The organism is Limnobacter thiooxidans (assembly GCF_036323495.1).
GTDB lineage: Bacteria > Pseudomonadota > Gammaproteobacteria > Burkholderiales > Burkholderiaceae_B > Limnobacter > Limnobacter thiooxidans.
Window position 1 is genome coordinate 2,552,531 of record NZ_AP028947.1, and the last position, 23,117, is coordinate 2,575,647.

The 23,117-nt window shown below is 54.2% G+C and carries 20 protein-coding genes; 11 read left to right on the forward strand and 9 right to left on the reverse strand.

All coding sequences use genetic code 11. The annotated features are described in order from the left end of the window. Nucleotides 1-14 precede the first annotated feature (14 nt). Nucleotides 15-1,997 (reverse strand): acetate--CoA ligase, encoded by a 1,983-nt coding sequence (acs, locus tag RGQ30_RS11590; protein WP_130555768.1) that lies wholly within the window; start codon nt 1,995-1,997, stop codon nt 15-17. Nucleotides 1,998-2,230: 233 nt separating this feature from the next. On the opposite strand from acs, the gene RGQ30_RS11595 reads away from it, so the two are divergent. Next, nucleotides 2,231-2,767, forward strand: coding sequence for a TIGR00645 family protein (locus RGQ30_RS11595; protein ID WP_130555767.1), 537 nt, complete (start codon nt 2,231-2,233; stop codon nt 2,765-2,767). Between the two features lie 38 nt (nt 2,768-2,805). After that, nucleotides 2,806-4,326 carry a fumarate hydratase gene (locus RGQ30_RS11600; RefSeq protein WP_130555766.1) on the forward strand — a complete coding sequence of 507 codons (1,521 nt, stop codon included), beginning with the start codon at nt 2,806-2,808 and terminating at the stop codon, nt 4,324-4,326. 674 nt (nt 4,327-5,000) lie between these two features. Here RGQ30_RS11600 and RGQ30_RS11605 read toward each other — a convergent pair. Beyond that, nucleotides 5,001-6,920 carry a propionate--CoA ligase gene (locus RGQ30_RS11605; RefSeq protein WP_130555765.1) on the reverse strand — a complete coding sequence of 640 codons (1,920 nt, stop codon included), beginning with the start codon at nt 6,918-6,920 and terminating at the stop codon, nt 5,001-5,003. Between the two features lie 165 nt (nt 6,921-7,085). On the opposite strand from RGQ30_RS11605, the gene RGQ30_RS11610 reads away from it, so the two are divergent. From RGQ30_RS11610 to RGQ30_RS11620, 3 genes are all read left to right on the forward strand, one after another. After that, entirely contained in the window at nt 7,086-8,120 is a 1,035-nt protein-coding gene (locus tag RGQ30_RS11610) for an extracellular solute-binding protein (protein ID WP_130555764.1), read from the forward strand. Nucleotides 8,121-8,246: 126 nt separating this feature from the next. Beyond that, nucleotides 8,247-8,921, forward strand: a complete 675-nt coding sequence (locus tag RGQ30_RS11615; protein WP_130555763.1) for a TetR/AcrR family transcriptional regulator — start codon at nt 8,247-8,249, stop codon at nt 8,919-8,921. A 349-nt stretch (nt 8,922-9,270) separates the two neighbouring features. Next, complete coding sequence (locus RGQ30_RS11620; RefSeq protein ID WP_130555762.1) at nt 9,271-10,491, forward strand: MFS transporter; 1,221 nt, start codon at nt 9,271-9,273, stop codon at nt 10,489-10,491. Nucleotides 10,492-10,503: 12 nt separating this feature from the next. On the opposite strand, the gene RGQ30_RS11625 is transcribed toward RGQ30_RS11620, so the two are convergent. Next, nucleotides 10,504-10,659 carry a hypothetical protein gene (locus RGQ30_RS11625; protein WP_298216356.1) on the reverse strand — a complete coding sequence of 52 codons (156 nt, stop codon included), beginning with the start codon at nt 10,657-10,659 and terminating at the stop codon, nt 10,504-10,506. A gap of 229 nt (nt 10,660-10,888) precedes the next feature. Here RGQ30_RS11625 and RGQ30_RS11630 point away from each other — a divergent pair, with 229 nt between their 5' ends. Then, complete coding sequence (locus tag RGQ30_RS11630; protein ID WP_130555761.1) at nt 10,889-12,613, forward strand: outer membrane protein assembly factor BamB family protein; 1,725 nt, start codon at nt 10,889-10,891, stop codon at nt 12,611-12,613. Between the two features lie 77 nt (nt 12,614-12,690). Here the strand turns inward: RGQ30_RS11630 and RGQ30_RS11635 are convergent, their stop codons facing one another. The 4 genes from RGQ30_RS11635 to RGQ30_RS11650 are packed head-to-tail and all read right to left on the reverse strand — an operon-like array spanning nt 12,691 to nt 17,589. Further along, entirely contained in the window at nt 12,691-13,776 is a 1,086-nt protein-coding gene (locus RGQ30_RS11635) for a DUF1513 domain-containing protein (RefSeq protein ID WP_130555760.1), read from the reverse strand. Nucleotides 13,777-13,827: 51 nt separating this feature from the next. Next, nucleotides 13,828-14,943 (reverse strand): imelysin family protein, encoded by a 1,116-nt coding sequence (locus RGQ30_RS11640; protein ID WP_130555759.1) that lies wholly within the window; start codon nt 14,941-14,943, stop codon nt 13,828-13,830. Then, the gene (locus RGQ30_RS11645; RefSeq protein WP_130556930.1) at nt 14,943-16,367 is read right to left on the reverse strand and encodes a di-heme oxidoreductase family protein; all 1,425 of its coding nucleotides are present in this window, start codon (nt 16,365-16,367) and stop codon (nt 14,943-14,945) included. The genes RGQ30_RS11640 and RGQ30_RS11645 overlap by 1 nt, the downstream gene beginning before the upstream one ends. A 49-nt stretch (nt 16,368-16,416) precedes the next feature. Beyond that, nucleotides 16,417-17,589 (reverse strand): imelysin family protein, encoded by a 1,173-nt coding sequence (locus RGQ30_RS11650; RefSeq protein WP_130555758.1) that lies wholly within the window; start codon nt 17,587-17,589, stop codon nt 16,417-16,419. 129 nt (nt 17,590-17,718) lie between these two features. Here RGQ30_RS11650 and hemP point away from each other — a divergent pair, with 129 nt between their 5' ends. Continuing rightward, the gene (gene hemP / locus RGQ30_RS11655; protein WP_130555757.1) at nt 17,719-17,904 is read left to right on the forward strand and encodes a hemin uptake protein HemP; all 186 of its coding nucleotides are present in this window, start codon (nt 17,719-17,721) and stop codon (nt 17,902-17,904) included. Nucleotides 17,905-17,968: 64 nt separating this feature from the next. Then, a complete protein-coding gene (locus RGQ30_RS11660; RefSeq protein WP_130555756.1) occupies nt 17,969-19,885 on the forward strand; it encodes a c-type cytochrome in 1,917 nt (638 codons plus the stop codon). A 47-nt stretch (nt 19,886-19,932) separates the two neighbouring features. Here RGQ30_RS11660 and RGQ30_RS11665 read toward each other — a convergent pair whose 3' ends face one another. Both RGQ30_RS11665 and bfr read right to left on the reverse strand, forming a co-directional pair. Beyond that, nucleotides 19,933-20,133 carry a (2Fe-2S)-binding protein gene (locus tag RGQ30_RS11665; protein WP_130555755.1) on the reverse strand — a complete coding sequence of 67 codons (201 nt, stop codon included), beginning with the start codon at nt 20,131-20,133 and terminating at the stop codon, nt 19,933-19,935. 130 nt (nt 20,134-20,263) lie between these two features. Then, nucleotides 20,264-20,740: a bacterioferritin gene (bfr, locus tag RGQ30_RS11670; RefSeq protein ID WP_130555754.1), complete on the reverse strand. Its 477-nt coding sequence runs from the start codon at nt 20,738-20,740 to the stop codon at nt 20,264-20,266. A 237-nt stretch (nt 20,741-20,977) separates the two neighbouring features. On the opposite strand from bfr, the gene RGQ30_RS11675 reads away from it, so the two are divergent. Genes RGQ30_RS11675 through RGQ30_RS11685 form a run of 3 tightly spaced genes read left to right on the forward strand, consistent with a single transcriptional unit; the run spans nt 20,978 to nt 22,842 of the window. Beyond that, entirely contained in the window at nt 20,978-21,673 is a 696-nt protein-coding gene (locus RGQ30_RS11675) for an energy transducer TonB (protein WP_130555753.1), read from the forward strand. A 32-nt stretch (nt 21,674-21,705) separates the two neighbouring features. Continuing rightward, nucleotides 21,706-22,425 carry a MotA/TolQ/ExbB proton channel family protein gene (locus RGQ30_RS11680; protein WP_130555752.1) on the forward strand — a complete coding sequence of 240 codons (720 nt, stop codon included), beginning with the start codon at nt 21,706-21,708 and terminating at the stop codon, nt 22,423-22,425. Between the two features lie 3 nt (nt 22,426-22,428). Then, entirely contained in the window at nt 22,429-22,842 is a 414-nt protein-coding gene (locus RGQ30_RS11685; RefSeq protein ID WP_130555751.1) for an ExbD/TolR family protein, read from the forward strand. The last annotated feature ends 275 nt before the right edge of the window (nt 22,843-23,117 follow it).

Here is a 23,117-nt window from a genome sequence, read left to right on the forward strand (position 1 = left end):
GAAGGTCAGGCCATTCAGATGGGTTTACCCAACTGGTCCAGAATCGCCGGGTTCTCCAAGGTGGAGGTGTCTTGCGTAATGGTTTCACCCTTGGCCAGACTGCGCAGCAGGCGGCGCATGATCTTGCCGGAACGTGTTTTGGGCAGGTTGTCACCAAAGCGGATTTCTTTCGGCTTGGCAATCGGACCAATGTCTTTGCCCACCCAGTTGCGCAGATCCATGGCCAGCTTCTGGCCGGCTTCACCCGTGGGGCGGTCGCCTTTCAATACCACGAAGGCCACAATGGCTTCACCGGTCAGGTCGTCTGGACGACCTACAACAGCCGCTTCTGCAACCAGTTCATTGGCCACCAGCGAGCTTTCAATTTCCATGGTGCCCATGCGGTGACCCGACACGTTCAACACATCATCAATACGGCCCATGATGGTGAAGTTGCCACTGACCTTGTCGCGCACTGCGCCATCGCCGGCCAGGTACAAATTGCCACCCAACTCTTCGGGGAAATAGCTTTTCTTGAAACGGTCGGCATCGCCCCAAATGGTACGAATCATCGAAGGCCATGGGCGCTTCACCACCAGAATGCCACCTTGACCATTGGGCAAATCGCCACCCACTTCGTCGACTACCGCAGCCATGATGCCGGGCAGCGGCAAGGTGCATGAACCGGGCACCAACGGTGTTGCACCGGGCAGCGGCGTGATCATGTGACCACCGGTTTCGGTTTGCCAGAAGGTGTCCACAATCGGGCACTTTTCGCCGCCCACATTCTTGTGATACCACATCCAGGCTTCCGGGTTGATTGGCTCGCCAACCGAACCCATCAGGCGCAGGCTTGAAAGATCGTAGCTGGTGGGGTGTACTTTTTGATCGGACTCGCAAGCCTTGATCAGCGAACGGATCGCAGTCGGCGCGGTGTAGAAAATCGTCGCGCTGTGGCGCTGAATCATTTCCCAGAAACGGCCTGCGTTCGGGTAGGTGGGCACGCCTTCAAACACGATTTGTGTCGCGCCCACGGCCAATGGGCCATAGGTAATGTAAGTGTGGCCGGTGATCCAGCCGATGTCGGCCGTACACCAGAACACATCATTGGGCTTGATGTCGAATGTCCACTTCATGGTCAACATCGCCCACAGCAAGTAACCTGCGGAACTGTGCTGTACGCCCTTGGGTTTGCCGGTTGAACCCGATGTGTAAAGAATGAACAGCGGGTGCTCGGAATCCACCATTTCAGGCGCGCACACATCGCTTTGCTTATCGGCCAGTGCGTGCATGTACACATCACGGCCAGCTTGCATGGCCACGTCTGCACCGGTGCGCTTGTACACGATCACATTCTTCACGGCCTCACAGCCACCCAGGCTCAGGGCCTCGTCAACAATACTCTTCAATGGCAACTGCTTGCCACCGCGCACTTGCTGGTCTGCGGTGAACACAGCTACAGCCCCAGTGTCCTGAATACGGTCTTGCAGGGCCTTGGCCGAGAATCCACCAAACACCACCGAGTGAGTTGCGCCAATTCGGGCGCAGGCTTGCATGGCTGCAACACCTTCCACGCTCATGGGCATGTAAATCACCACACGGTCGCCTTTCTTCACGCCCAGGCCTTTCAAGCCATTGGCAATCTTGCTGACCTTGCTCAACAATTCGCTGTAAGTCACCTTGGTGACTTCGCCACCATCGGCTTCAAAAATCAGTGCAACCTTGTCACCCAGTCCAGCAGCGATATTTTTGTCCAGACAATTTGCGGACACATTCAGCTCACCGCCAGTGAACCACTTGTAAAACGGGGGATTCGATTCGTCGAGTACCTTGTCATAGTCCTTGGCAAACTGCAGGTTCTCTTTGGCCAGTCGGGCCCAGAAGCCTTCGAAGTCCGTTTCAGCTTCCTTGCACAAGGCGTTGTAGGCGTCCATACCGCCGATTGCGGCACTGCGCTGCCAGTCTGCACTGGGCTCAAACACACGCGTTTCGTGTGACACTGATTCGATTGATGACATCCTGTCCTCCAAGGGTTACTTAGTTTTCTATTAATTTGGTTTGCGTAAACAATAGGCAAAAGCTCTTACTCTCACCTTACACCATGGCGCACCACAGCAATTCGCGTTCCAGCCACGCAGAAATGGACTTGTTGTAACCTGCTTCTGCTATGATTTCCGCCAATGTTTGATCAAACATGTCGTTTGGTCAGACGCTCCCAACCACCATTGCTGCACCGCACACTTGTCACAAAATGGAACAACACAACAAACAACAGATCCCACTGCTGGCCCGACTCATCTTCTCAAGTCGTTGGCTACAGCTTCCGCTTTACCTGGGTTTGATCGTTGCCCAGATCGTTTACGTCTATCACTTTCTGATCGAACTATGGCACCTGGTGGGTGGCACAGCCAGTCACCAGCTGGATGAAACCGGCATCATGCTGATCGTTCTGGCGCTGATCGACGTGGTGATGATTTCCAACCTGCTGATCATGGTCACGGTGGGCGGTTATGAAACCTTTGTCAGCCGCATGCGGCTTGAAACCCACCCCGATCAACCTGAATGGCTGGACCATGTGAATGCCTCGGTGCTGAAAGTCAAACTGGCTATGGCCATCATTGGCATTTCCTCCATTCACCTGCTTAAAACCTTCATCAACGCTGAGCAATACGAGACGAAAACCATTGTCGCCCAGGCATCAATCCACGTCATTTTCCTGTTTTCTGCCGTGGCAATCGCGTGGTGTGACCGACTCATCTCCCAACCTGCCAATGGCAAAGCACATTAAAATACAGAGAAAGCACCCATTCTGATCAGGAGCAGTTCATGAGCACCATCAAGCAAGAAGATTTCATCAGCTCAATCGCCGATGCCTTCCAATACATTTCTTACTACCACCCGCTTGATTATATTCAGGCTTTGGGCAAGGCTTACGAGCGAGAGCAAAGCCCCGCGGCCAAAGATGCGATTGCGCAAATCCTGACCAACAGCCGCATGTGCGCTGAAGGCAAGCGCCCAATTTGTCAGGACACCGGTATTTCCGTGGTTTTCCTGAAAGTGGGCATGAATGTGCGCTGGGAATCGACCATGAGCGTGAGCGACATGGTCAACGAAGGCGTGCGTCGCGCTTACCTGCACCCGGACAACAAGCTACGCGCGTCTGTGCTGCTCGACCCGGCAGGTGCCCGCAAAAACACCAAAGACAACACCCCCGCCGTGATTCATTACGAAATCGTACCCGGTGACGATGTCGAGGTAATTTGTGCTGCCAAAGGCGGCGGCTCGGAAAACAAATCCAAGATGGTCATGCTGAACCCTTCCGATTCCATCGTGGATTGGGTTCTGAAAACAGTACCCACCATGGGTGCCGGCTGGTGTCCCCCAGGTATCCTGGGAATCGGTATTGGCGGCACACCAGAAAAAGCCATGCTGCTGGCCAAGGAAAGCCTGATGGCCCCTTGCGATATTCATGAACTGCTGGAGCGTGGCCCAAGCAACCGGATCGAAGAACTGCGTCTTGAACTCTACGACAAAGTGAATTCACTCGGCATTGGCGCCCAGGGCCTGGGTGGTTTGACCACGGTGCTGGATGTGAAAATTCTGGACTACCCCACGCACGCAGCATCCCTGCCAATCGCCATGATCCCGAATTGTGCGGCAACACGCCATGTGCATTTCCACCTGCACGGTGATGGCCCTGCGCACCTGCCAGTGCCCAACCTGACCGACTGGCCACAGGTCAGCTGGACACCCGACACCGAGAAAAGCAAGCGCGTGAACCTGGACACACTGACCCCTGAAGAAGTGGCCAGCTGGACCCCAGGCCAAACCCTGCTGCTGAACGGCAAAATGCTGACCGGCCGCGACGCAGCCCACAAGCGCATTGCCGACATGCTGGCCAAGGGCGAAAAACTGCCTGTAGACTTTACAAACCGCGTAATTTACTACGTGGGCCCAGTTGACCCTGTGCGTGACGAAGCAGTTGGCCCGGCAGGCCCCACTACGGGCACACGCATGGACAAATTCACCCGCATGATGCTGGAGAAAACCGGCCTGATCGCCATGGTTGGTAAAGCCGAACGTGGCCCAGTGGCCATTGAAGCCATTCGCGACAACAAATCAGCCTACCTGATGGCTGTGGGTGGCGCGGCCTACCTGGTGTCCAAGGCGATCACCAAAGCCACAGTAGTCGGGTTTGAGGACTTGGGCATGGAAGCGATTTATGAGTTCGAGATCAAAGACATGCCAGTGACGGTTGCAGTGGACAGCACGGGTGTTTCAGTGCACAACACCGGGCCGAAAGAATGGCAGGCGAAGATCGGGAAGATTCCGGTCAACGTTGCTTAAGTAGGCTGACTTTGCGGACACCTGCGCGGCTGCTTGTTGCACGCTGCGTGGGTTGCATTACAGCGGCTTGTTAATGCTCCTTGTGCGTGTCGCATCACAACAGCTTGTTGATGCTCATTGCCCGTGTCGCGTGATTCCGCCTTGGCGGGCTTTCATCCCTTCTTGATTGCTGGCTCGGGGTATGCGAAATGCCAAAGGCATGTTCGCATCGCTTCCTTCGGAATCGCCCCTCGCTGCGCATCAAGCGGGAAGCCCACCTGAATCGGCAGAATGATCGCAACACCACACAGTGAGCCAAAACCGCTGGCGATACTCCAAATCCGCCAATTCCGCAGCAGCTTGATCAAAGCCAGCTCAGCATGCCAGCTCGCAGCAGTAGGCAGCCAACAGCACCCTCATCGGCACGTCACTGTTGTCTTCGCGCGAGAAGCCTTGCCAATGTCACTTGGTCCCGACATTCAAGACCCGCCCGCCGTTCTCCACCTCGCAATGGATTAGACGCGAAGCGGCTCCGCAAGACGCGTTAGCGTTTGCGGTATCCATTGCAAGGTGGGAGAAGAACGGCCACCGCCACAACTTGCACGTTGGGCGGGGCTGTCGGGACAAGTGACATGGCGAGGCTTCGATGCGCAAGCGAAAGTGACATGCAGAGGCTTCGAGGCGCAAAACGCAGATCAAGCCGGCGTCATTGCCCCCTTGATTTGATCCAGCGCCGTCGGATCATCAATGGTGGTCATGTCACCCGGGTCACGTCCCTCACACACTGCCTGAATCGATCTGCGCAGCAACTTGCCTGAACGGGTTTTCGGCAACACGTTGACGAAGTAAACCCGCGCTGGCCGCGCCACTGCACCCAACTGGCCGTCCACCACTTTCATGATTTCCGCTTCCAGTGTTTTGGCTTGCGCTGCATCCAGTACGTTTGAAGATTTCAAAATTGCAAACCCCACAGCAACTTGCCCTTTCACGGAATCAGCAACACCGACCACTGCCACCTCTGCCACCGCTGGGTGGGAAGAAATACTTTCTTCAATTTCGCGTGTGCCCAATCGGTGACCGGCTACGTTGATCACATCATCCGTGCGGCCCAGAATAAAGAAATAACCATCTTCATCGCGAATGCCCCAATCGAATGTTGAATAGACCTGGCGTGTTTTGAAGCTGGACCAATAGGTTTTCACGAAACGTTCGTCATCACCCCACACGGTTTGCATGCAACCCGGTGGCAAGGGGCCTTCAATGGCCACCACACCCTTTTCATTCGGCTTGCAGGGCTGCGCAGTGTCTTCGTCCAGAACATTCACGTTGAAACCAAACACCGGCACACCCGGGCTGCCCAGCTTGCCGGGCATGGCTTCGATGCCACGTTGAACAGCCAGGATCGGCCAACCTGTTTCAGTCTGCCAATAGTTGTCCACGATTGGCTTGCCAATTGCGCCCGAAATCCAGTCCGACGTGGTTTCATCCAGGGGTTCACCTGCAAGAAACAGGGCCTTGAGCGAACTCAAATCGTACTTGCTCAAATAAGCAGGGTCTTGTTTTTTCAACACGCGAACAGCCGTGGGTGCGGAGAACAACACGGACACTTGGTAATCCTGAACGATCTTCCACCAAATACCGGCGTCGGGTCGAATGGGCAAGCCCTCGTACATTACAGTGGCCATGCCCGCAATCAATGGGCCGTACACAATGTAGCTGTGGCCCACCACCCAGCCAATGTCACTGGTGGCAAAAAATGTCTTGCCCTTCTCGCCCATGAAAATATGTTTCATGGACGCAGCCAGTGCAACGGCATAACCACCCACATCGCGCTGTACACCCTTTGGCTTTCCAGTCGTACCGCTGGTGTACAAAATGTAACTGCTGTCCGTGGCCTTCAGCCAGGTCACTGGTACCTTGGCATTCGCCAATTCTGCATGCAGCTTTGCATAATCCTGATCGCGCCCGGTCACGGCTTCAAACGGCACCAGGCCCCGATTCACCATCAATACACTGGCTGGTTTGTAACTGGAACGTTCAATTGCTTCATCAAGCAATGGCTTGTAAGGAACGGCCTTTCCACCGCGCGAACCAGCATCAGCCGACACAATGACCTTGGGCTGGGCATCCTCAATTCGAGAGGCCAAGCTGTGTGATGCAAAACCACCAAACACCACCGAGTGGATCGCGCCAATTCGCGCACAAGCCAACATGGCAAAGGTAGCTTCCGGGATCATGGGCATGTAAATCAAAACCCGATCGCCCTTCTGCACACCCATTTTTTGCAACATCGCAGCGGCAATCTGCACTTCCTCGTGCAATTGCTTGAAGGTGTAGACCCGCTCCTGGTCTACCTCGGTAGACACAAAAATCAGGGCAGGCTTGTCACCTTGTTCTGCCAGGTGCCGGTCAACCGCGTTGTGGCACAGGTTGGTTTCTCCTCCCACATACCACGCCGCGAATGGGGGTTTGCTATCGTCCAGCACCTTGTCAAAAGGCTTGTGCCAATCAATCAGATTGGCCTGACGCGCCCAAAAACCCTTGGGGTTTCGAATCGATTCCTCGTACAGATTTTGATAGGTTCCGTCGGACTGGTAATTCACTGGCTTGACCACTTGCTGTCTCCTCGTCTTTATTGCCCCCAATGTAGGAAGTCGCGCTTACGACACTCTGACTATTCAAAAAAATAGTCTTGAACGAGAACACTTCTTGTTACACAAATGATTACTATTTGCTAAACTAAGGTGAATTCAATCCACTTCAGGAAAGTCAGTATCACCATGAACAACACTTTCAAGAAAATCGTTTCCGTTTCCCTTGCCAGCTTGATAGGCGCCAGCGCGATGGCTCAGGCTGAAGAAAAGGTCATCAACGTTTATTCCGCCCGTCACTACGCAACGGATGAAATGATGTACCAGGACTTCACCAAGCAGACAGGCATCACCATCAAGCGCCTGGAACTGAAAGACGAGGCCTTGCTTGAACGCATGCGCAGCGAAGGCGCGCGCAGCCCGGCCGATGTGGTTTTGCTGGTTGATGCAGCCCGCCTGGCCACAGCACAGCAGCAGGGCCTGTTCCAGCCCGTGAAATCCAAGGTGCTGGCCAGCAAGGTGCCCGCGCAGTTCACCGGAGAAAACGGTCTTTGGTACGCGTTTTCCTCACGCAGTCGCGTCATCGTCTACAACAAGGACAACATTGATCCCAAACAGGCCCAGAACTATGAAGACCTGGCCAAGCCCGCCCTGAAGGGCAAAGTCTGCACACGCAGCGGTTCACACCCCTACATGCTTTCCTTGATGAGCAGCATGATCAGCCACCTGGGCGAAAAAGGTGCTGAAAACTGGGCAAAAGGCTTGGTCGACAACATGGCACGCAGCCCCAAAGGTGGTGATACGGATCAAATTCGCGCAGTGGCCTCTGGCGAATGTGGCGTGGCACTGACCAACAGTTACTACTGGGTGCGGGTGGTGAACTCGGACAAACCAGAAGACAAGGAAGTGGTTTCGAAGGTTGGGTTCATCTGGCCCAACCAGAGCAACTACGGTGCGCACATGAACGTATCAGGCGCAGCAGTGGCCAAATTTGCTCCCAACAAGAACAATGCGATCAAGTTCCTAGAATACCTCGCCAGTGATTCCGCCCAAAAGTATTTTGCCAATGGCAACAACGAATGGCCCACCGTACCGGGTGTGAAAGTTGACAACCCAGCACTTGATGCACTTGGCCCATTCAAACAAGACGTGACTCCAGCGAAAACACTGGCTGCCAACACGGCGTTGTCACAGCAAATCATGGACCGGGTCGGTTTCAAGTAAGTCGCCCACTCGTTCAACTTTGAGTGCAGAAAAGAACCTCACATACCCTGTGAGGTTTTTTTATTCACAAAACAGAAAAGAAGCTTGATACACTCCAAATCATCAATGTAACCAGCAAGTAAATTGGTGAAAAAAGCGAATCACAACAACAAAAACGCTGTACTCAAACCCGAGATCAAAGCCGAAGTTAAACGCTTGGGAACCCGCAAGGTCCCCAAAGAGCAACGCATGGGCCAAATTCTTGAAGTAGCTGGGTCTGTGTTTTCCCGGCAAGGTTTTCACTCCACCAGCATGGAAGAAATTGCTGAAGGCGCGGGGGTTACCAAACCGCTGCTGTACCGTTATTTTGGCTCTAAAGACGCGCTCTACCTAGCGACTATTACCCAAGTCGGCAATCACTTGATGTCTGGCCTTTCCATATTGATGGCCAACCCGAATCCGAAAGACCGTCTGAAGCTGATCATGCTCAGCTTCCTGACATTCGTGGAACGACACCGCGAAGGCTGGTCAGTGCTGTACAACGAAGCTTTGACCAGCGTGGGTCCAGTCGGGGAAAAAGTGGCATTTTTTCGTACCAGTTTTATTGAAGCAGCCGCCAAAACCATTGAAGAATTGAACCAGCCCGCCGATCAGGAGCGAACCCAGGAAAAAGCCGGCATTCAAGCCGTTGCCCTGGCCAACATCATGGTAGGAGCCGTTGAAGCGGGTGCCAGGTGGTGGATTCAACACCCGGAAATTCCGATTCGGGACATGCAGAAAATGATCGAAACCAGCTTGATGCCTGGGCTTTCAGACCGCTGATCTTTGCCTCGCGTTTGCTCATGCGCATGTTCCTTTCTCGTTTGTAAAGGCGAGCGCCTCTTTCCCGTTTGCAAAGGTGCATAACCCCTTCCGCCAGAAAGCCTGTAATTTCCTTTTTGAATTCAAACTGACTCACCGGCGCAAGTTCGCGGCCTGTGAGGTGTTCGCTTGCTGCATCACCTTGCTCAAGACGAGGCGAGATGAGCAGCAACGAATACCGACCCAAAGGCCCGCGCAACGAAAGCCTTGACCAAGCCAAGATGAGCTGCAACGAACACCGGCCCAGAGGTCTGCGCTACACGCATCCGGGTTAAACTGCACTGGCACCTCAACCAGCCGGCACCAGTCCATGCAAGTAAACGCAGCACCCCACCCAACACTGACACCCCGACGCGAATGGGCCTTGTTGCTGATTCTAGCCGGTATCCAGTTCACCCACATCCTCGACTTCATGATCATGATGCCGCTGGGCCCTCAGCTTACACAGGCCTTCGCTATTCCTGATTCGAAGTTTGGCCTGCTGGTGTCTGCCTACACCTTCGCGGCTGGCGCGTCAGGTCTGCTGGCTTCCCTGTACATTGACCGATTTGAACGGCGCCGCCTCCTGCTGGTTCTCTACTTTCTGTTTGCAGTTGCAACGCTGGCGTGCGGCCTTGCTCCCACCTATGAAAGCCTGATGGTGGCTCGAATCGCTGCCGGGCTGTTCGGGGGCATTCTGTCGGCCATGATCCAGACCATCGTCGCCGACATCATTCCCTTCGAGCGGCGTGGCAAAGCCATGGGCGTCATCATGACTTCGTTTTCCGTGTCCACGGTCATGGGTGTTCCATTGGGCTTGTTTGTGGCCACGAAGTCCGACTGGCACATGCCGTTTTTCGGTATTGCTGCCATCAGTTTCCTGCTGATTGTCGCTGCATGGAAAGTCATTCCCAGCCTGAAGGGCCATCTTCACGCGCGCGGTGAAACAGGGCCGCTACAAGGCATTCAGGAGGTACTGCGTGATCCCAATCACTTGCTGGCCTTTTGCTTCTCGTTCTGCCTGATCTTCGCAGGGTTTTCCATCATCCCCTACATCACGATCTACCTGCAAAGCAATTCAGTACTGGGGCCTTCCGATATCCCGCTGATTTACCTTGCGGGTGGAACAGCCACGCTACTCAGTGCACAAATCATAGGCAAGCTGAGCGACAGGTTGGGCAAACTTAAAATGCTTCAGATCATCGCGGGTATTGCGATGGTGCCCATGGCTTTGATCACCCTGACGGAGAACATGGGAATTGTCAGCATATTGATCATCACGACCTGCTTCTTTGTATTCGTCAGCGGAAGAATGATCCCTGGCATGGCGATGGTCAGCGCAGCGGGCAATCCTAAAAACCGGGGCACATTCATGACCCTGAATTCTTCAATGCAGTCTGCTGCAATGGGATTGGCCGCCTTGATCGGCGGGCATCTGATTACCCGCACTCCGGAAGGGTTGATTGAAAACTACTGGCTGTGCAGTGTCATTGCCATTGTCTTCAACATTGTCGCCTTGCTGATCGCACGGCAAATTCGAATGTACAAGTAGAGTCCAGCTAACTTAGCTGGCCATTCTGCGAATGATCGACGAGACCACGAGGCGAAGGCCCTTTAGCTCTTTGACCTCCAGCGGACGCTTGTCTTTCAATTCCTTGTCTTTGCAAAGGTCTTCCAGCTTGTGCTCTATTTCCTTGAGCAAATCGATTTGATGTTTCATGGCGCTTCAACGGTGAATTCAAGTCACGGAAATATACACGCAAGCGGCTCAGTGTTGGATGACAGTTTTGTGACTGAAATATTGCGTCAATTTGCAACAACTGAATTGGATTGATACTTGCTTGGTAAGTTGAATAACCCATCCAGCAAGGTTGCTCATGAACTTTCGTCACCTCAAATCCCATCTGATTCCATCGACCCTCGCAATCGGACTCAGCTTGACTTGCTCAATGGCTATGGCTGTTGACTGGCCTGTTTTTGGTGGCAACTGGGATCACCAGCGGCACACTGAGTCGACACAAATCACGCGCGGCAATATCGAGCAACTGACCACCTCCTGGGAATTTGACACCGGCGTTTCATCAAGCTTTCAAGCAACACCAATTGTTGTCGATGGCGTAATGTATGTTTCACTGCCTTTCAATCATGTGGTGGCCTTGCAGGCCGACACTGGAAAACTGATCTGGCGTTACAACCACGAGCGCCTTAAAAACCGTGCCATGTGCTGTGGCCCCGCCAACCGCGGTGTGGCCGTGAGTGACGGCAAGGTGTTCATGGGCACCGTTGATTCACGGCTGCTGGCACTTGATACGAAAACGGGCCAGAAGCTGTGGGATGTGGATGTAACCTTGGGCGAACAAGGCATACAGGAAGACGCAGCCAGCCTGGGTAGCCAGTTGTCAGGACAAACCGACAAACAGGGCGGCAAGCTTGAAGTGTCCGGTGCGTCGGGTGCGGGCATCAACATGGCCCCGATGGTATTCGATGGCAAAGTAATGGTTGGCATCACTGGGGTAGGTTATGGCCTTCACCTCGATTCACCAGATCCCGATGCGCCACTTGGCGCTGTGGTCGGCATCGCCGGCAACTACGGACGTCGCGGCTTCATGGCGGCTTTTGATGTCGACACTGGCAACCTCGCCTGGAAATTTGACACCGTTCCGGAAAAAGGCTGGGAAGGAAGCTTCACCAAGGTGACCCAGGATGGCGTGGTACTGCCCCGAAATATAGAACAGGAAAAGGCAGCCGCAGCAAAATACCCTGATGCCTGGCAATACGGTGGGGGCTCGGCCTGGAGCACACCCGCAATCGATCGTGAAAATGGCATTCTGTATTTTGGAACGGGTAACCCGTCGCCACAGATGGAAGGCTCGTCGCGGCCAGGGGACAACCTGTATACCGCCTCGCTGGTGGCCTTGGACGTTCGCACAGGTGCGCTGAAGTGGCACTACCAGCAGGTTCCACATGACCAATGGGGCTACGACGTGGCCAGTCCGCCGGTGTTGTTCACCACGCGCCACAAGGGCCAACAAACGCCCGCAGTAGGACAGGCGGGGAAAACAGGCTGGTTTTATGTACACAACCGGATCACGGGCGAACTGTTGTTCAAGAGCGAAGCCTTTGTTCCCCAAAACAACATGTTCACCTTGCCGACTGAAGCGGGCAATGTGATCTACCCCGGTGTAATTGGTGGATCAAACTGGTCACCGGTGTCGGTGGATGAAAAGCGTCGAATGGTTTTTATTGCCGGAATTCACTGGCCCGTGAAGTACCAACTTCATGAACTCAAGGCCAAGGGCAACAAGCCTGCCTTGAAATACTCGTCCATGTCCCCCATCGAAGACGGTGAGAAGTACGGCTTGCTGTCTGCCATTCACCTGGACACAGGCAAACTGATCTGGCAACACAAGGTGAATGCCCCGCTCATTGGCGGTGTACTCAGCACGGCAACAGGCCTGGTTCTCTCAGGCGAGGGCAGTGGAGAATTTTTTGCGTTGGACGCGCAAACTGGTCAGCGGGTTTGGCAACAAGACAATTCGGCAGGGGTGAACGCGCCACCGATCAGTTATGAAATCAAGGGCAAACAATACTTCGCAGTGGCCGTGGGTGGCAACAAACTGTTTGGCTTCAAGCAGGGGCAAACCATCAAGGCCTGGGCATTGAAAAGCCAATGAATAAAGCATTTCAGGAATCGATTCACTTTACTTGGTTGGTTGGGCTGGATTAACTGGCTGAAGTGGCACGTGGCGGCTCACCCCTGCACGGCAAGCCAGTGGTTGTCCAGTTCAAGTAAATTGGCCACTTCGGCCGACTGTTGACCAAGCAAAACCTGTTCGCCCTGCACAGCCAACGCGCAAGCTGCTTGGGCCTTGATCAAGCCAATTCTGTTGCCTTGCAAATCAAAGTGCAACGCTGAATCAGCTTTGGTGCAACTGATCACAAAACCTACCCTGTTTGCAACAATGTCGCCTGCATAGCCAGCCAATTCAGTGGATGTGGGCAAAGCATTCAGACCCTTTTCTGTACTCAAGATTGCCAGCACAGGTGCTGCATTGCGTGCAGCTTCAGTTGGGTGTTGCGCCTGCAGGGCAATGCCAACCACACCGCTTGAGTGCAAGGCCAGGTGCCTCAAGCTCAGTTGGGGATCATCCAGAGTCCATTGCTTCAGCATGGCCCCGGTTTCAGGGTGCAACGCCACAAGGGACGAATCCATGGTTTTACCGGGCATGGGGGTTCGACCCATGTCGGCATGGGTTCGAATTCCACCATTGGCCACCAACAAAAATGGGTGATCCAAACCCAAAGACCCTTGGGGCATCACCAACATTTCATGAGGATCATGCCCACCGGTTTGCCACACCTCGAGCAATTCAAAGGTGCTTGCATCGCGAACACCCAATACGCCCTGCCCGGTCAACAAGTCAGTTTCCGTGGTGTAGAGCAAATTGCCGTGCACAGCACTGTGTCCGTTCAGGTGTCGGTCTGCTTCCTGCCACAGTCTCGAAGTTTGGCCAGTCAGGATATTCAGTCGCATGATCCAGTCACCGGGCCTGCGAGCGACAATCAGGTAGTCATCGCCCGAAAGCTGCATCAGTCCATGAGGCCGGGTGGGCAAGTCCACCGCCATGATCACTTCCAATCGGTCGTTTTCACCGGGCTGCAGTCGAATTACACCAGCCTGATAATTGCCACTGGGCAGCTTCCAGGCGGCCAATAAATTTGCGGGGCTTTCGTTGACCTTCGCTGCGCGGGCCAGGGGCATGGCCATCAACAAACCTGTGGACAATGCGGCAGACAGCGCAGTAGACAGAAAGCGGCGGCGATTGATTGCAGTCATGACCAAGCTGCCAACCTGTGCGTCACATGCAATGGAAATTCGCGTAACACCTCAGTCTCCATCAGACGATGAAAACTGAATGGACACTTTCAAACCTTTGGCAACATCCTGCTCCAGAAAGGTTTTCAACACCTTCAAAGCCTGGATCGATTGCGCAATAGGCTCAGGTTTCTCAAGGCTGTTGGCCTGCAAGGCGACAGCAACTGCTGCACTGTGTTTCACCAAGTTATCCGCCAAGCCGATTTGCCCAAGCCCTCGCAAATACGCTTCCAGCGGTATGACCTGCTGCACACCATCAGGCACCTGCGGGCTACGCAAGACCAACAAAGGTTCAATTCCCTGCCATTGAGCGGCCCATGCACGCTGCGGTAAATTCATTGCTGAAGCCGTGTTAAGCGCCTCCTTGCCTGCGGCCACTTCGTCGCGAGCCCTGAGCATCGACTTTTCCATCCGCTCCCAAGCCAGGTTGTGCACGGCTCCCACCAATTGGTTGAAGTACAACTGCATGTCCGCTCGCAAGGCACTAGCCTGCTCATCCTCATCACCAGCGGGGGGTGCCACCGGCATCCATTTCAATTCACCCACCACGCGCGCCAAGTCTTGAACCACTTCGCGGGCATACGCACACTGTGCTGTGGCTGGCTTGAATGATGGCTGGGTGAGCAAATATTCATACGCCGGGAAGCCTTTGGCAGGGCTGCCCACCAAGGCCATTTGCTCTGCGCCCACGGGCTGTTTTTGAACGGCACGTTCCAGCAAATTCACGCGTAGCGGGCGAAAGTCAATTTGTCGAACCGTGTTGTTGGTCAACATGGGGCCTGTCACCACGGCCGACAACTCAAGCCAGGTCAAGTAAGTCAGAGAAAACTGTTCGTTCAGCCCCGCAAGCTTTTCAGCACCTGCGCAGTATTGCGTGCTCAATTGATCGAGCAGTTGCAACTGGGTCAACAAGTTCGAAGCCAACCGGTTGTGGTGGTACTTGCTGGCACTGTTCAGTACCTCAGATGCTTCATAGTACGGAAACAGCAAGCCACTTCGATCAATGGGTTCGGCAGCTTCAGCAGGCTTGGCCACATTGGCCAGCAAAAGAAAAACACAAGCGACCAACGCCCAGGCCAGACCTTGCAACAGTCCCTTGCGCAATTCTTGTCGGCGTTCAAAATGCATCACAAAGACTCCACAAAACGGATCAGCGCAGCGCGGTCCTGCGCGGAATAACTCATGAAGCTGTTGCGGCTTTGCTCGGCTTCGCCACCATGCCAAAGTATGGCCTCCTCAACGCCCTCGGCACGCCCATCGTGCAGCAAGCGCTTGTGGTTGTTCACGTCTGGAATCAAACCGATGCCCCACAGCGGTGGTGTTTTCCACTGACGCCCGTTGGCCTTGAAATCAGGGCGGTTGTCAGCCAGGTCCTCACCCATGTCATGCAAAAGCAGATCGGTATAAGGCCAAATTTTCTGGCCTTCCAGTGCCTTGCTGCTAAGCGCTGGAAATGGCACTTTCCCCGTGGTGTAAGCAGGCCGGTGACACACAGCACACTGCGCCTGATCAAAAAGCTTCTGGCCTTTCAGGACGACTTCATCATTCACATTTCGCCGCGCCGGTGGTGCAAGGGTGGCCTGGTAAAACACGATCTCGTTGAACAGTTTGTCGCTTAGTTCAGGTTCACCATGTTCTGAACCATTGGGTGCGCGCAAACAGTCCTTCTGGGCCTTGGTGCAGTTCTCGTGCGGAAACAGGCTGCTGGTAATGCCAATGTCGCCCAGAAAGGCCCCAGCGGTTTGATGCGCCAGCGTGGCCACGTTGGCCTTCCAGCCAAAACGCCCCAGCATTTCGCGTTGGGCATAGGCATCCCAAACCCGGTTGGGCATGCCCTTGATTGCGTCAGGCCGCTGGGCCTGCAGTTCGGCGTTAAACAACACCTCTTTCTCTTCAATCGCTTCCAGCAAACCCAGGCCGATTACCTGCGGCGCAATGCGAGGGCTGACCATGATTTTCTTGTGCATTGGGCCATAGGCCAGGTCGGTGAATGAATATGCCGGCTTTTGAAGCACGTACGGCGTGCCGTCCGGGTATTGGCCTTGAACAGGCGTCATGTCGATCCTGATCTTTCCTTCCGGCTTCACACCATCCACTGCCGCATTGTTCAACTGATCACCGTAGGTTGGCTCTGCAACCACGCCATGCTTTGAATCCACGCCGGGAATGGACAGTCGAAACAGCAAATCCACAGGCTGCTCTGTATTCAGGCGATTCAGGATTTCAGGCGGTTTTCCCCGACCGTCCTGCACGTGGCAGCCCCCACAGGAACGTGCAATGAAGTGCGGCCCCAAGCCATCTCGCGCTGTGGTGGACGAAGGTGCCTGCACCCAATTTCGCTTGAAAAAGGAGTTCCCTATGGCAAAGCGGGTTCGTTCCTCATCGAGCAAATTCGCTGCGGGAAAGGAAAATGAATTCCGGCCGTCCGCAAACACTGTGGCGTCACCAGCCGTGCGCGGTGTCATTCCTTCCACTGAATCCACTTCAGCATTTGCCTCAGTGCTTGCTGCACTGACCAGGGAGCCCGCCGCCAGTACAGTGAACACCAGCATTACACACACTGCATTGCTTGTTTTCAAGATCAACAACCTCGAGAGAAATTTAGGGCAAAGTCAAGGTCAGTTGGGTGATGCCAATCGCGTTGGCTGACTCCACCAACAGTGTGCTTTGTTCAATCAGGCTAGCCACTGTGGCCTTGATTCGCTTGGGGCCAGGCGCATCTGCGCCACCAATGATTTCCCGATCAAAGGGGGCTTGAATGGCTGTCGCTGCTTTCACGGAATTCTGGATTTGTGCGGTGGTGCGCTGTGCCACTTCAGGCGCCTTGGCTGCCACAAACTCAGCCAGTGAAGGTACCTTCAGTGTTTCACGATTGGCCTGCGGGTAGGTACCGGTCCACACATTCAAAATGCCTTGTGCATTGGTGACAGCGTCCCGGTGTGTGTTGTCGGAAAAACAGGAATGCTCGTCTTCCTGGTCTTGGCTGAACAAGGCCACTTCCAGGCGTTCACCAGCCAACTCACCTCGCGACAGCGAACCCAGGCCCACCAGCATTTTGCGAATGGATTCCATTCCGCCTTGCTCGAATTCAGCGCGGAAATTGTTGGGCTGCCCGGGTATCCAAGCCTTTTGCACTGTTTCCAGGTCGTTCACCAACAAGTTGGTCACTTCGCGCAAATAGGCCGCGCGGCGGTCCGCATTCTTTCCCCTGCCTTGAACATAATCGGTGTACGGTCGTTGCCCGGGGCCATTCTCATTCAGATCCTGCCCCCACAACAAAAACTCGATGGCATGCCAACCCGTTGCTATGTTTTCTTCGCCACCCCGTTCGTTCTGTTCCACAAGCGCGGTACGCGTAATCTTGAACTTGCGGTTGTTCACAAAGCCCGCATTGCTTTTGCCCTCAACATAGTCCACGTACGATTCGTCCATCGGCCAGGCGTTGATCTGCCCCTCCGGGCCATTTTCATCGTCAATCGGCCCTCCATAAAAACGGAAAGCCTCGGTCTGCCCATACAACTCACGCGCATTCAACCAGGCTTTTTTGGCTGTATCCAGGCGGCTTGCCGTTGGTGTGTTCAGAAAGGCATTGATCGAGTCCTGCATGGTTTTCGCCGCATTCACGGTGTCGGTGTAATTGGCATGTACCAGTTGGGCATATCCCTTCACCACCTCGTCGCTTGAAGCTGCTGCCAAGGCACTACCTGCATAAATGGACACCAGCAAACCTACCGCAAACAACGCTGGTCTGAACTTGAATATTGAACATGTCATGGGAACAAGGCCTGTAAGTCGAACAACAACACCGACATGTTAATCATAATGAGAATTATTTGCAATTATCAAAAATAGGCATTACACTTTTTAACACTCAAACACCGAATTCAAGCCCGTTTGCCCCACATGAAAAATCCTTTATCCAATGTCCCGATCAGCCCGATTTCTTACAGCACGCAGCCCGAGGCACCCGCGGCCTTGAACACGCAACAGTTGTTCCCCAAGGGCAGCAAGGAAAGGACCATCATTCATGACAACATGGAATACCGGCTTCGAATTACAGCGCAAGGGAAACTGATTCTGACCAAGTAAAGGCCGTAGCTGCGGCTTTGCACTGGCGTATACTTGGGCAGCTCCGATTTTTCAGGTTGTACCCATGATCACCCGCCTTGCCACAGCCACCTTGCTGCTGCTTTCCTGCCTGTCGAGCCCAAGCCTGGCTCAAAACCCAATGCCCGCCCCTGACCTGGCTGACAAGGTCCAAGCCTGTGTAGCCTGTCATGGGGCACAAGGACGCGCCAGTAGCGAAGGCTACTACCCGCGGATTGCGGGCAAACCGGAAGGCTATCTGTACAACCAGCTTGTGGCATTTCGAGACGGCGGTCGCCAGCACCCGGCCATGAATGGCATGGTGCAGCTCTTGTCCAATGACTACCTTTTGCAAATGGCCCGCTACTTTTCGGCCCAGAATCCACCCTACCCGGCCCCGGCCAAAAGTACCGCCACCCGGCAGGAATTGGAGCAAGGCAAGCAACTGGTGCTTCAGGGCCTGCCCGCCAAAAAGATTCCTGCTTGTGCTGCCTGCCATGGACAAGCATTGACTGGTGTGGAGCCTTACACCCCCGGCCTGCTAGGCTTGCCACGCGATTACCTGAATGCCCAACTTGGCAAATGGCGAAACGGGCAGCGCAAAGCAGCCGACCCCGATTGCATGCATGCTTTGGTCAAGGCTTTGACTCCGGAGGAATTGAACACGGCAACAGCCTGGCTGGCGGCACAAGCTGTACCCGCCAATCCCAAGGCATTGCCGGCAGGTCAGATGAATTTCCCGATGGAATGCGGCACGCACACAGCCACTGCCATTCCCGGCAACCGCAACGTGTCGCCAGAACCGATTGCACTCAACCTGCTTTCGGCCCAGGAAAAGCGCGGTGCTTACCTCGCACGCCTTGGCAATTGTGCGGGCTGCCACACGGTTGCACCCAACAAACCCTATGCCGGTGGGCGTGCGATTGAAACCCCTTTCGGAAAAATATTCAGCACCAACCTGACACCGGATAAAAAAACCGGCCTGGGTCAATGGACCGCAGATGATTTCTACAAAGCCATGCACCATGGCGTTTCCAAAAACGGGGATTTTCTGTACCCCGCATTTCCCTACACCGACTACACGAAGATGAGCCGGGGTGAAGTCGACGACCTGTTTGCCTATTTGAAACGCCTGCCCGCCATTGATCAGGCCACGTCAAAACCGGATTTGCAATTTCCCTTCAATCAAAGACCATTGCTTGCCATTTGGCGCTCGCTCTACTTTACAGCGGGCGAATTCCAGGCCGACTCAAAACAAAGTGCGCAATGGAACCGGGGCGCTTACCTGGTCAACGGGCCTGGCCACTGCGCCGCCTGCCACACCCCGCGCAACAGCTTGGGCGGCCTGAAAGACGGGTTGAATCTCAGTGGCGCAACCATTCCAGTTTTGAACTGGTTTGCACCTGCGCTGAACAATCACCCTACGCAAGGCTTGGGACAATGGACGGAAGAAGACATCGCAAATTACCTGCAAAGCGGCGTTAACCGGCACAGCGCCACGTATGGCCCAATGAGTGAAGTGATTGCGCACAGCCTGCAGTTTGCAAGCACAAAGGATGCTCAGGCCATGGCGGTGTACCTGAAAAGCCTGCCCGCCCAAGCCCCGTCTGAAAAAGAATCCACGGGTCTCGGAGAACGAACCCTGCAACCTTTGATGGTTCGGGGAGAACAGATTTACGTCAACACTTGCGCTGAATGCCACGGCAAACAGGGCGATGGCAAAGCCAGCCAATTTCCAAGGCTGGCGGGCAATTCCAATGTAGTGGCCCCCAACCCGACCAATGCCATACGGATGGTCCTTAACGGCGGGTTTTCGCCCAGTACCCAACAAACACCTTATCCACACGGCATGCCACCCTACCGGGCAGAATTGAACAACACCGATGTAGCAGCAGTGGTCACCTACATTCGAAGAAGCTGGGGAAACAAGGCCAGTGGTGTGGCCTCGGTGGAAGTTGACAAGTTGCGGGGACTACAGAATTAAATGAATTCAAATGCAGAACAGCCAAAGGTGGGTCTGCGTTCTGCCCTTCAAGCAGTTTGTTGGCTCATCTCACTGACCTGAAGCAGCGTGTTGTGTGCTTCGATTTCACTTTGACAATGCATGCGACACTGGCCACAACCTGAACAGGCACCTGTTTTCATGGTGATGTCTTCAACAGAGGCGCAACCGGTGCGTACTGCTTCAGAAATGGTGCGGTCGCTGACATTGGCACAAATGCAGATGATCATGACGAAATCTCAAAATGCGTTGAACTTGAATAAATAATAATGATTCGCATTACTATAATCAAGAACTTTTTCAACGCACCTTGAAACTTGTGGTTTATAGAACGCCTGGCTTAGTTACCTTTGGTTGCCCTTAGTTACTTACACCCATCATGGACTGCTCGAAATTCTGCAAACCAACCCGGTCGATCAAACTGATCTGGGTTTCAAGCCAGTCAATGTGTTCTTCGGTGTCTTCCAGAATTTCCTTGAGAAGATCGCGGGATACATAGTCACGTTCAGCCTCCGCCACGGCGATACCATCTTTGATCGTCACTTGGGCGGCACTTTCCATTTTCAGGTCACTTTCGAGAATCTCGCGGGTATTTTCGCCAATCATGAGTTTTCCCAAATCCTGCAAATTGGGCAAACCATCAAGCATCAACACACGCTCGATCAACTTGTCGGCATGCTTCATCTCGCCAATGGATTCCTCGTACTCTTTTTTCTTGAGTACTTCGAGGCCCCAGTTCCCAAAAATACGGGAATGCAAAAAATACTGATTAATGGCCGTTAACTCGTTTTTCAACTGCGCATTCAACGCTGCAATCACTTTGCCTGAACCCTTCATCCTGAAATCTCCTTCATGTGCAATGTAATATCAATGGCAAAGTGTACAACGCATGCCGCACCAGGGTGCGACCTTTTGTCGCAACCCACAGAGCACGGAGAAAGTGCAAACTCCCCCCTGAGCGAGAAAGTTCTGCTACACTCTTTTTGATATCGATTCTCATTCACAAAATGCAGGGCGCACGAAACTTGCTTCTCTGCCTACATGTCGGCAAGCAACAAAACAGCAACTAATGTAATGAATACCCTGTCCTCACCCAACCACTCAAATGCACTGGCCAATGCACTCACCTTTACGGGCGTGGTGTTGCTGCACGTGCTGGGGCTTGTGTGGGCTGCACAACACCTCAGCCTGACTGAACCTGTTGTCACGCCGCCCAGCGTTGTGGGGGTCCTGGTAGCACCGGAGCCTGCGCCCGTGGTGTCCAAACCCTTGCCACCGCCACAAAAGCCTGAACCAAAACCGGTGAGCAAGCAGCCCCCCGCGCCGACGCCAAAGCCCAAACCAACGCCCATTGCAAAACCTGACACGGTGCGCGAAACAGTGGCCGAGCCTGTGCAACAAGCAGCACCTAGCACACCTTCACCACAGACACCCTCCGCCGCACCCGTACAACCGGCTGCCACCGCTCCGGAAGCGCCAGCGCCTGTAACCCCTCCGCGCACCGATGCAGCCCACCTGAACAACCCGGCACCGCAATACCCACCGCTGTCACGCCGTTTGGGTGAACAGGGGCGCGTGATGCTGGATGTCTACATATTGCCCGACGGCAGCGTGGGCGAAATCAAGCTGAACCGCACCAGCGGCTTCCCACGGCTGGACAACGCAGCCCTGCAGGCAGTCAAAAGCTGGAAATACGTGCCTGCCAAGCGGGGCGACAAACCCATTCCGTACTGGTATGTCCAACCGGTTTCATTCGTACTGAACAACTGACCATTATTGATTTGAGCGAGGTTTACTGAGAAATGGAAAACAATCCTTACGGCATGGCCGCCATGTGGGCCCAAGGCGACTGGGTCATCAAAAGCGTTGCGCTGCTGCTTTTGATCATGTCGATCGCATCGTGGTACGTCATCATTACCCGCAGCATCCGCCTGTACCGCCTGCGCAAAAACGTCAGCACAGTTGATCAGTTCTGGCACACCCACAGCTTTGCTGAAGGCCTGCAAGTATTGGGCAAAGACACCGGCAACCCCTTTCACCACATGGCCATTGAAGGCCAGGCGGCGGTGAACCACCACAGCACCAACAAAGATGACCTGCACGGGCAAATCAGCCTGGCCGACTGGCTTAGCGAGGCCTTGCGCAGCGCGATGGAAGAGGCTGCAGAGAAACTGCAATCAGGCCTCTCCATTCTGGCATCAGTGGGTTCCACTGCGCCGTTTGTTGGCCTCTTCGGCACAGTGTGGGGCATTTATCACGCCCTGGTCGGCATTGGGGTTTCAGGCCAGGCCAGCATCGACAAGGTGGCGGGCCCCGTGGGTGAAGCGCTGATCATGACCGCATTTGGTTTGGCCGTGGCCATTCCCGCGGTGCTGGGCTACAACGCGCTGACCCGCGCCAACAAGGGTTTGTTGAGCAAATTGAACCGCTTCGCACGGCAACTGCATGCCTATTTCCTGACCGGCTCCCCGATGCAGAAGGATTCTGCTGTGCGCACCATGTCCTTGAAACGGGAGGCGTAAGCCATGTCGTTCAACTCTTACGATGACCAGCAGGAAATCAGCGAAATCAACATGACACCGCTGGTGGATGTCATGTTGGTGTTGCTGATCATCTTCATCATTACTGTGCCCGTAATCACACACTCTGTGAAAGTGGACCTGCCACAGGCCAGTCAGCAGCCCACCGAAGTGAAGCCTGATGTCGTCACACTGACTGTGCAACGCGATGGTGCATTGATGTGGAATGAGGAAGAATTGAGTTTCGATAATCTTGAACTGCGACTGCAAACTGTTGCGCAGCAAGACAAGCAACCCGAACTGCGCATTCAAGGCGACAAAGCGGTTGAATATGAAAAGGTCGTTCAGGTGATGGCCGCTGCGCAACGCGCTGGCGTTGAAAAACTGGGCTTTGTGACTGAACCGGCCAACGCGCCTTGAAATGATCAGAAGCTGAGGTAACACAAGCCATCCGTTGAAAACGTGGTGGCTTTTTTGTTGGGGCCGAGGAAATCAACTGTTGTGCAAAAAAGCACTGGTGATTGCAAATGACGACTATCTTGTCCCTTTGTATCACTACTTTAAGTGACTCCACCTGACACCTTTTTTTAACTTTCTCTTACCAGTGCTAGCGTGCTGTTGGTCAAACACTCAATCGGTGGATGTTCAGTCTGCTGGTTCAATCTGCCAAAGTGATGGCAAGCGAGACGATTAAC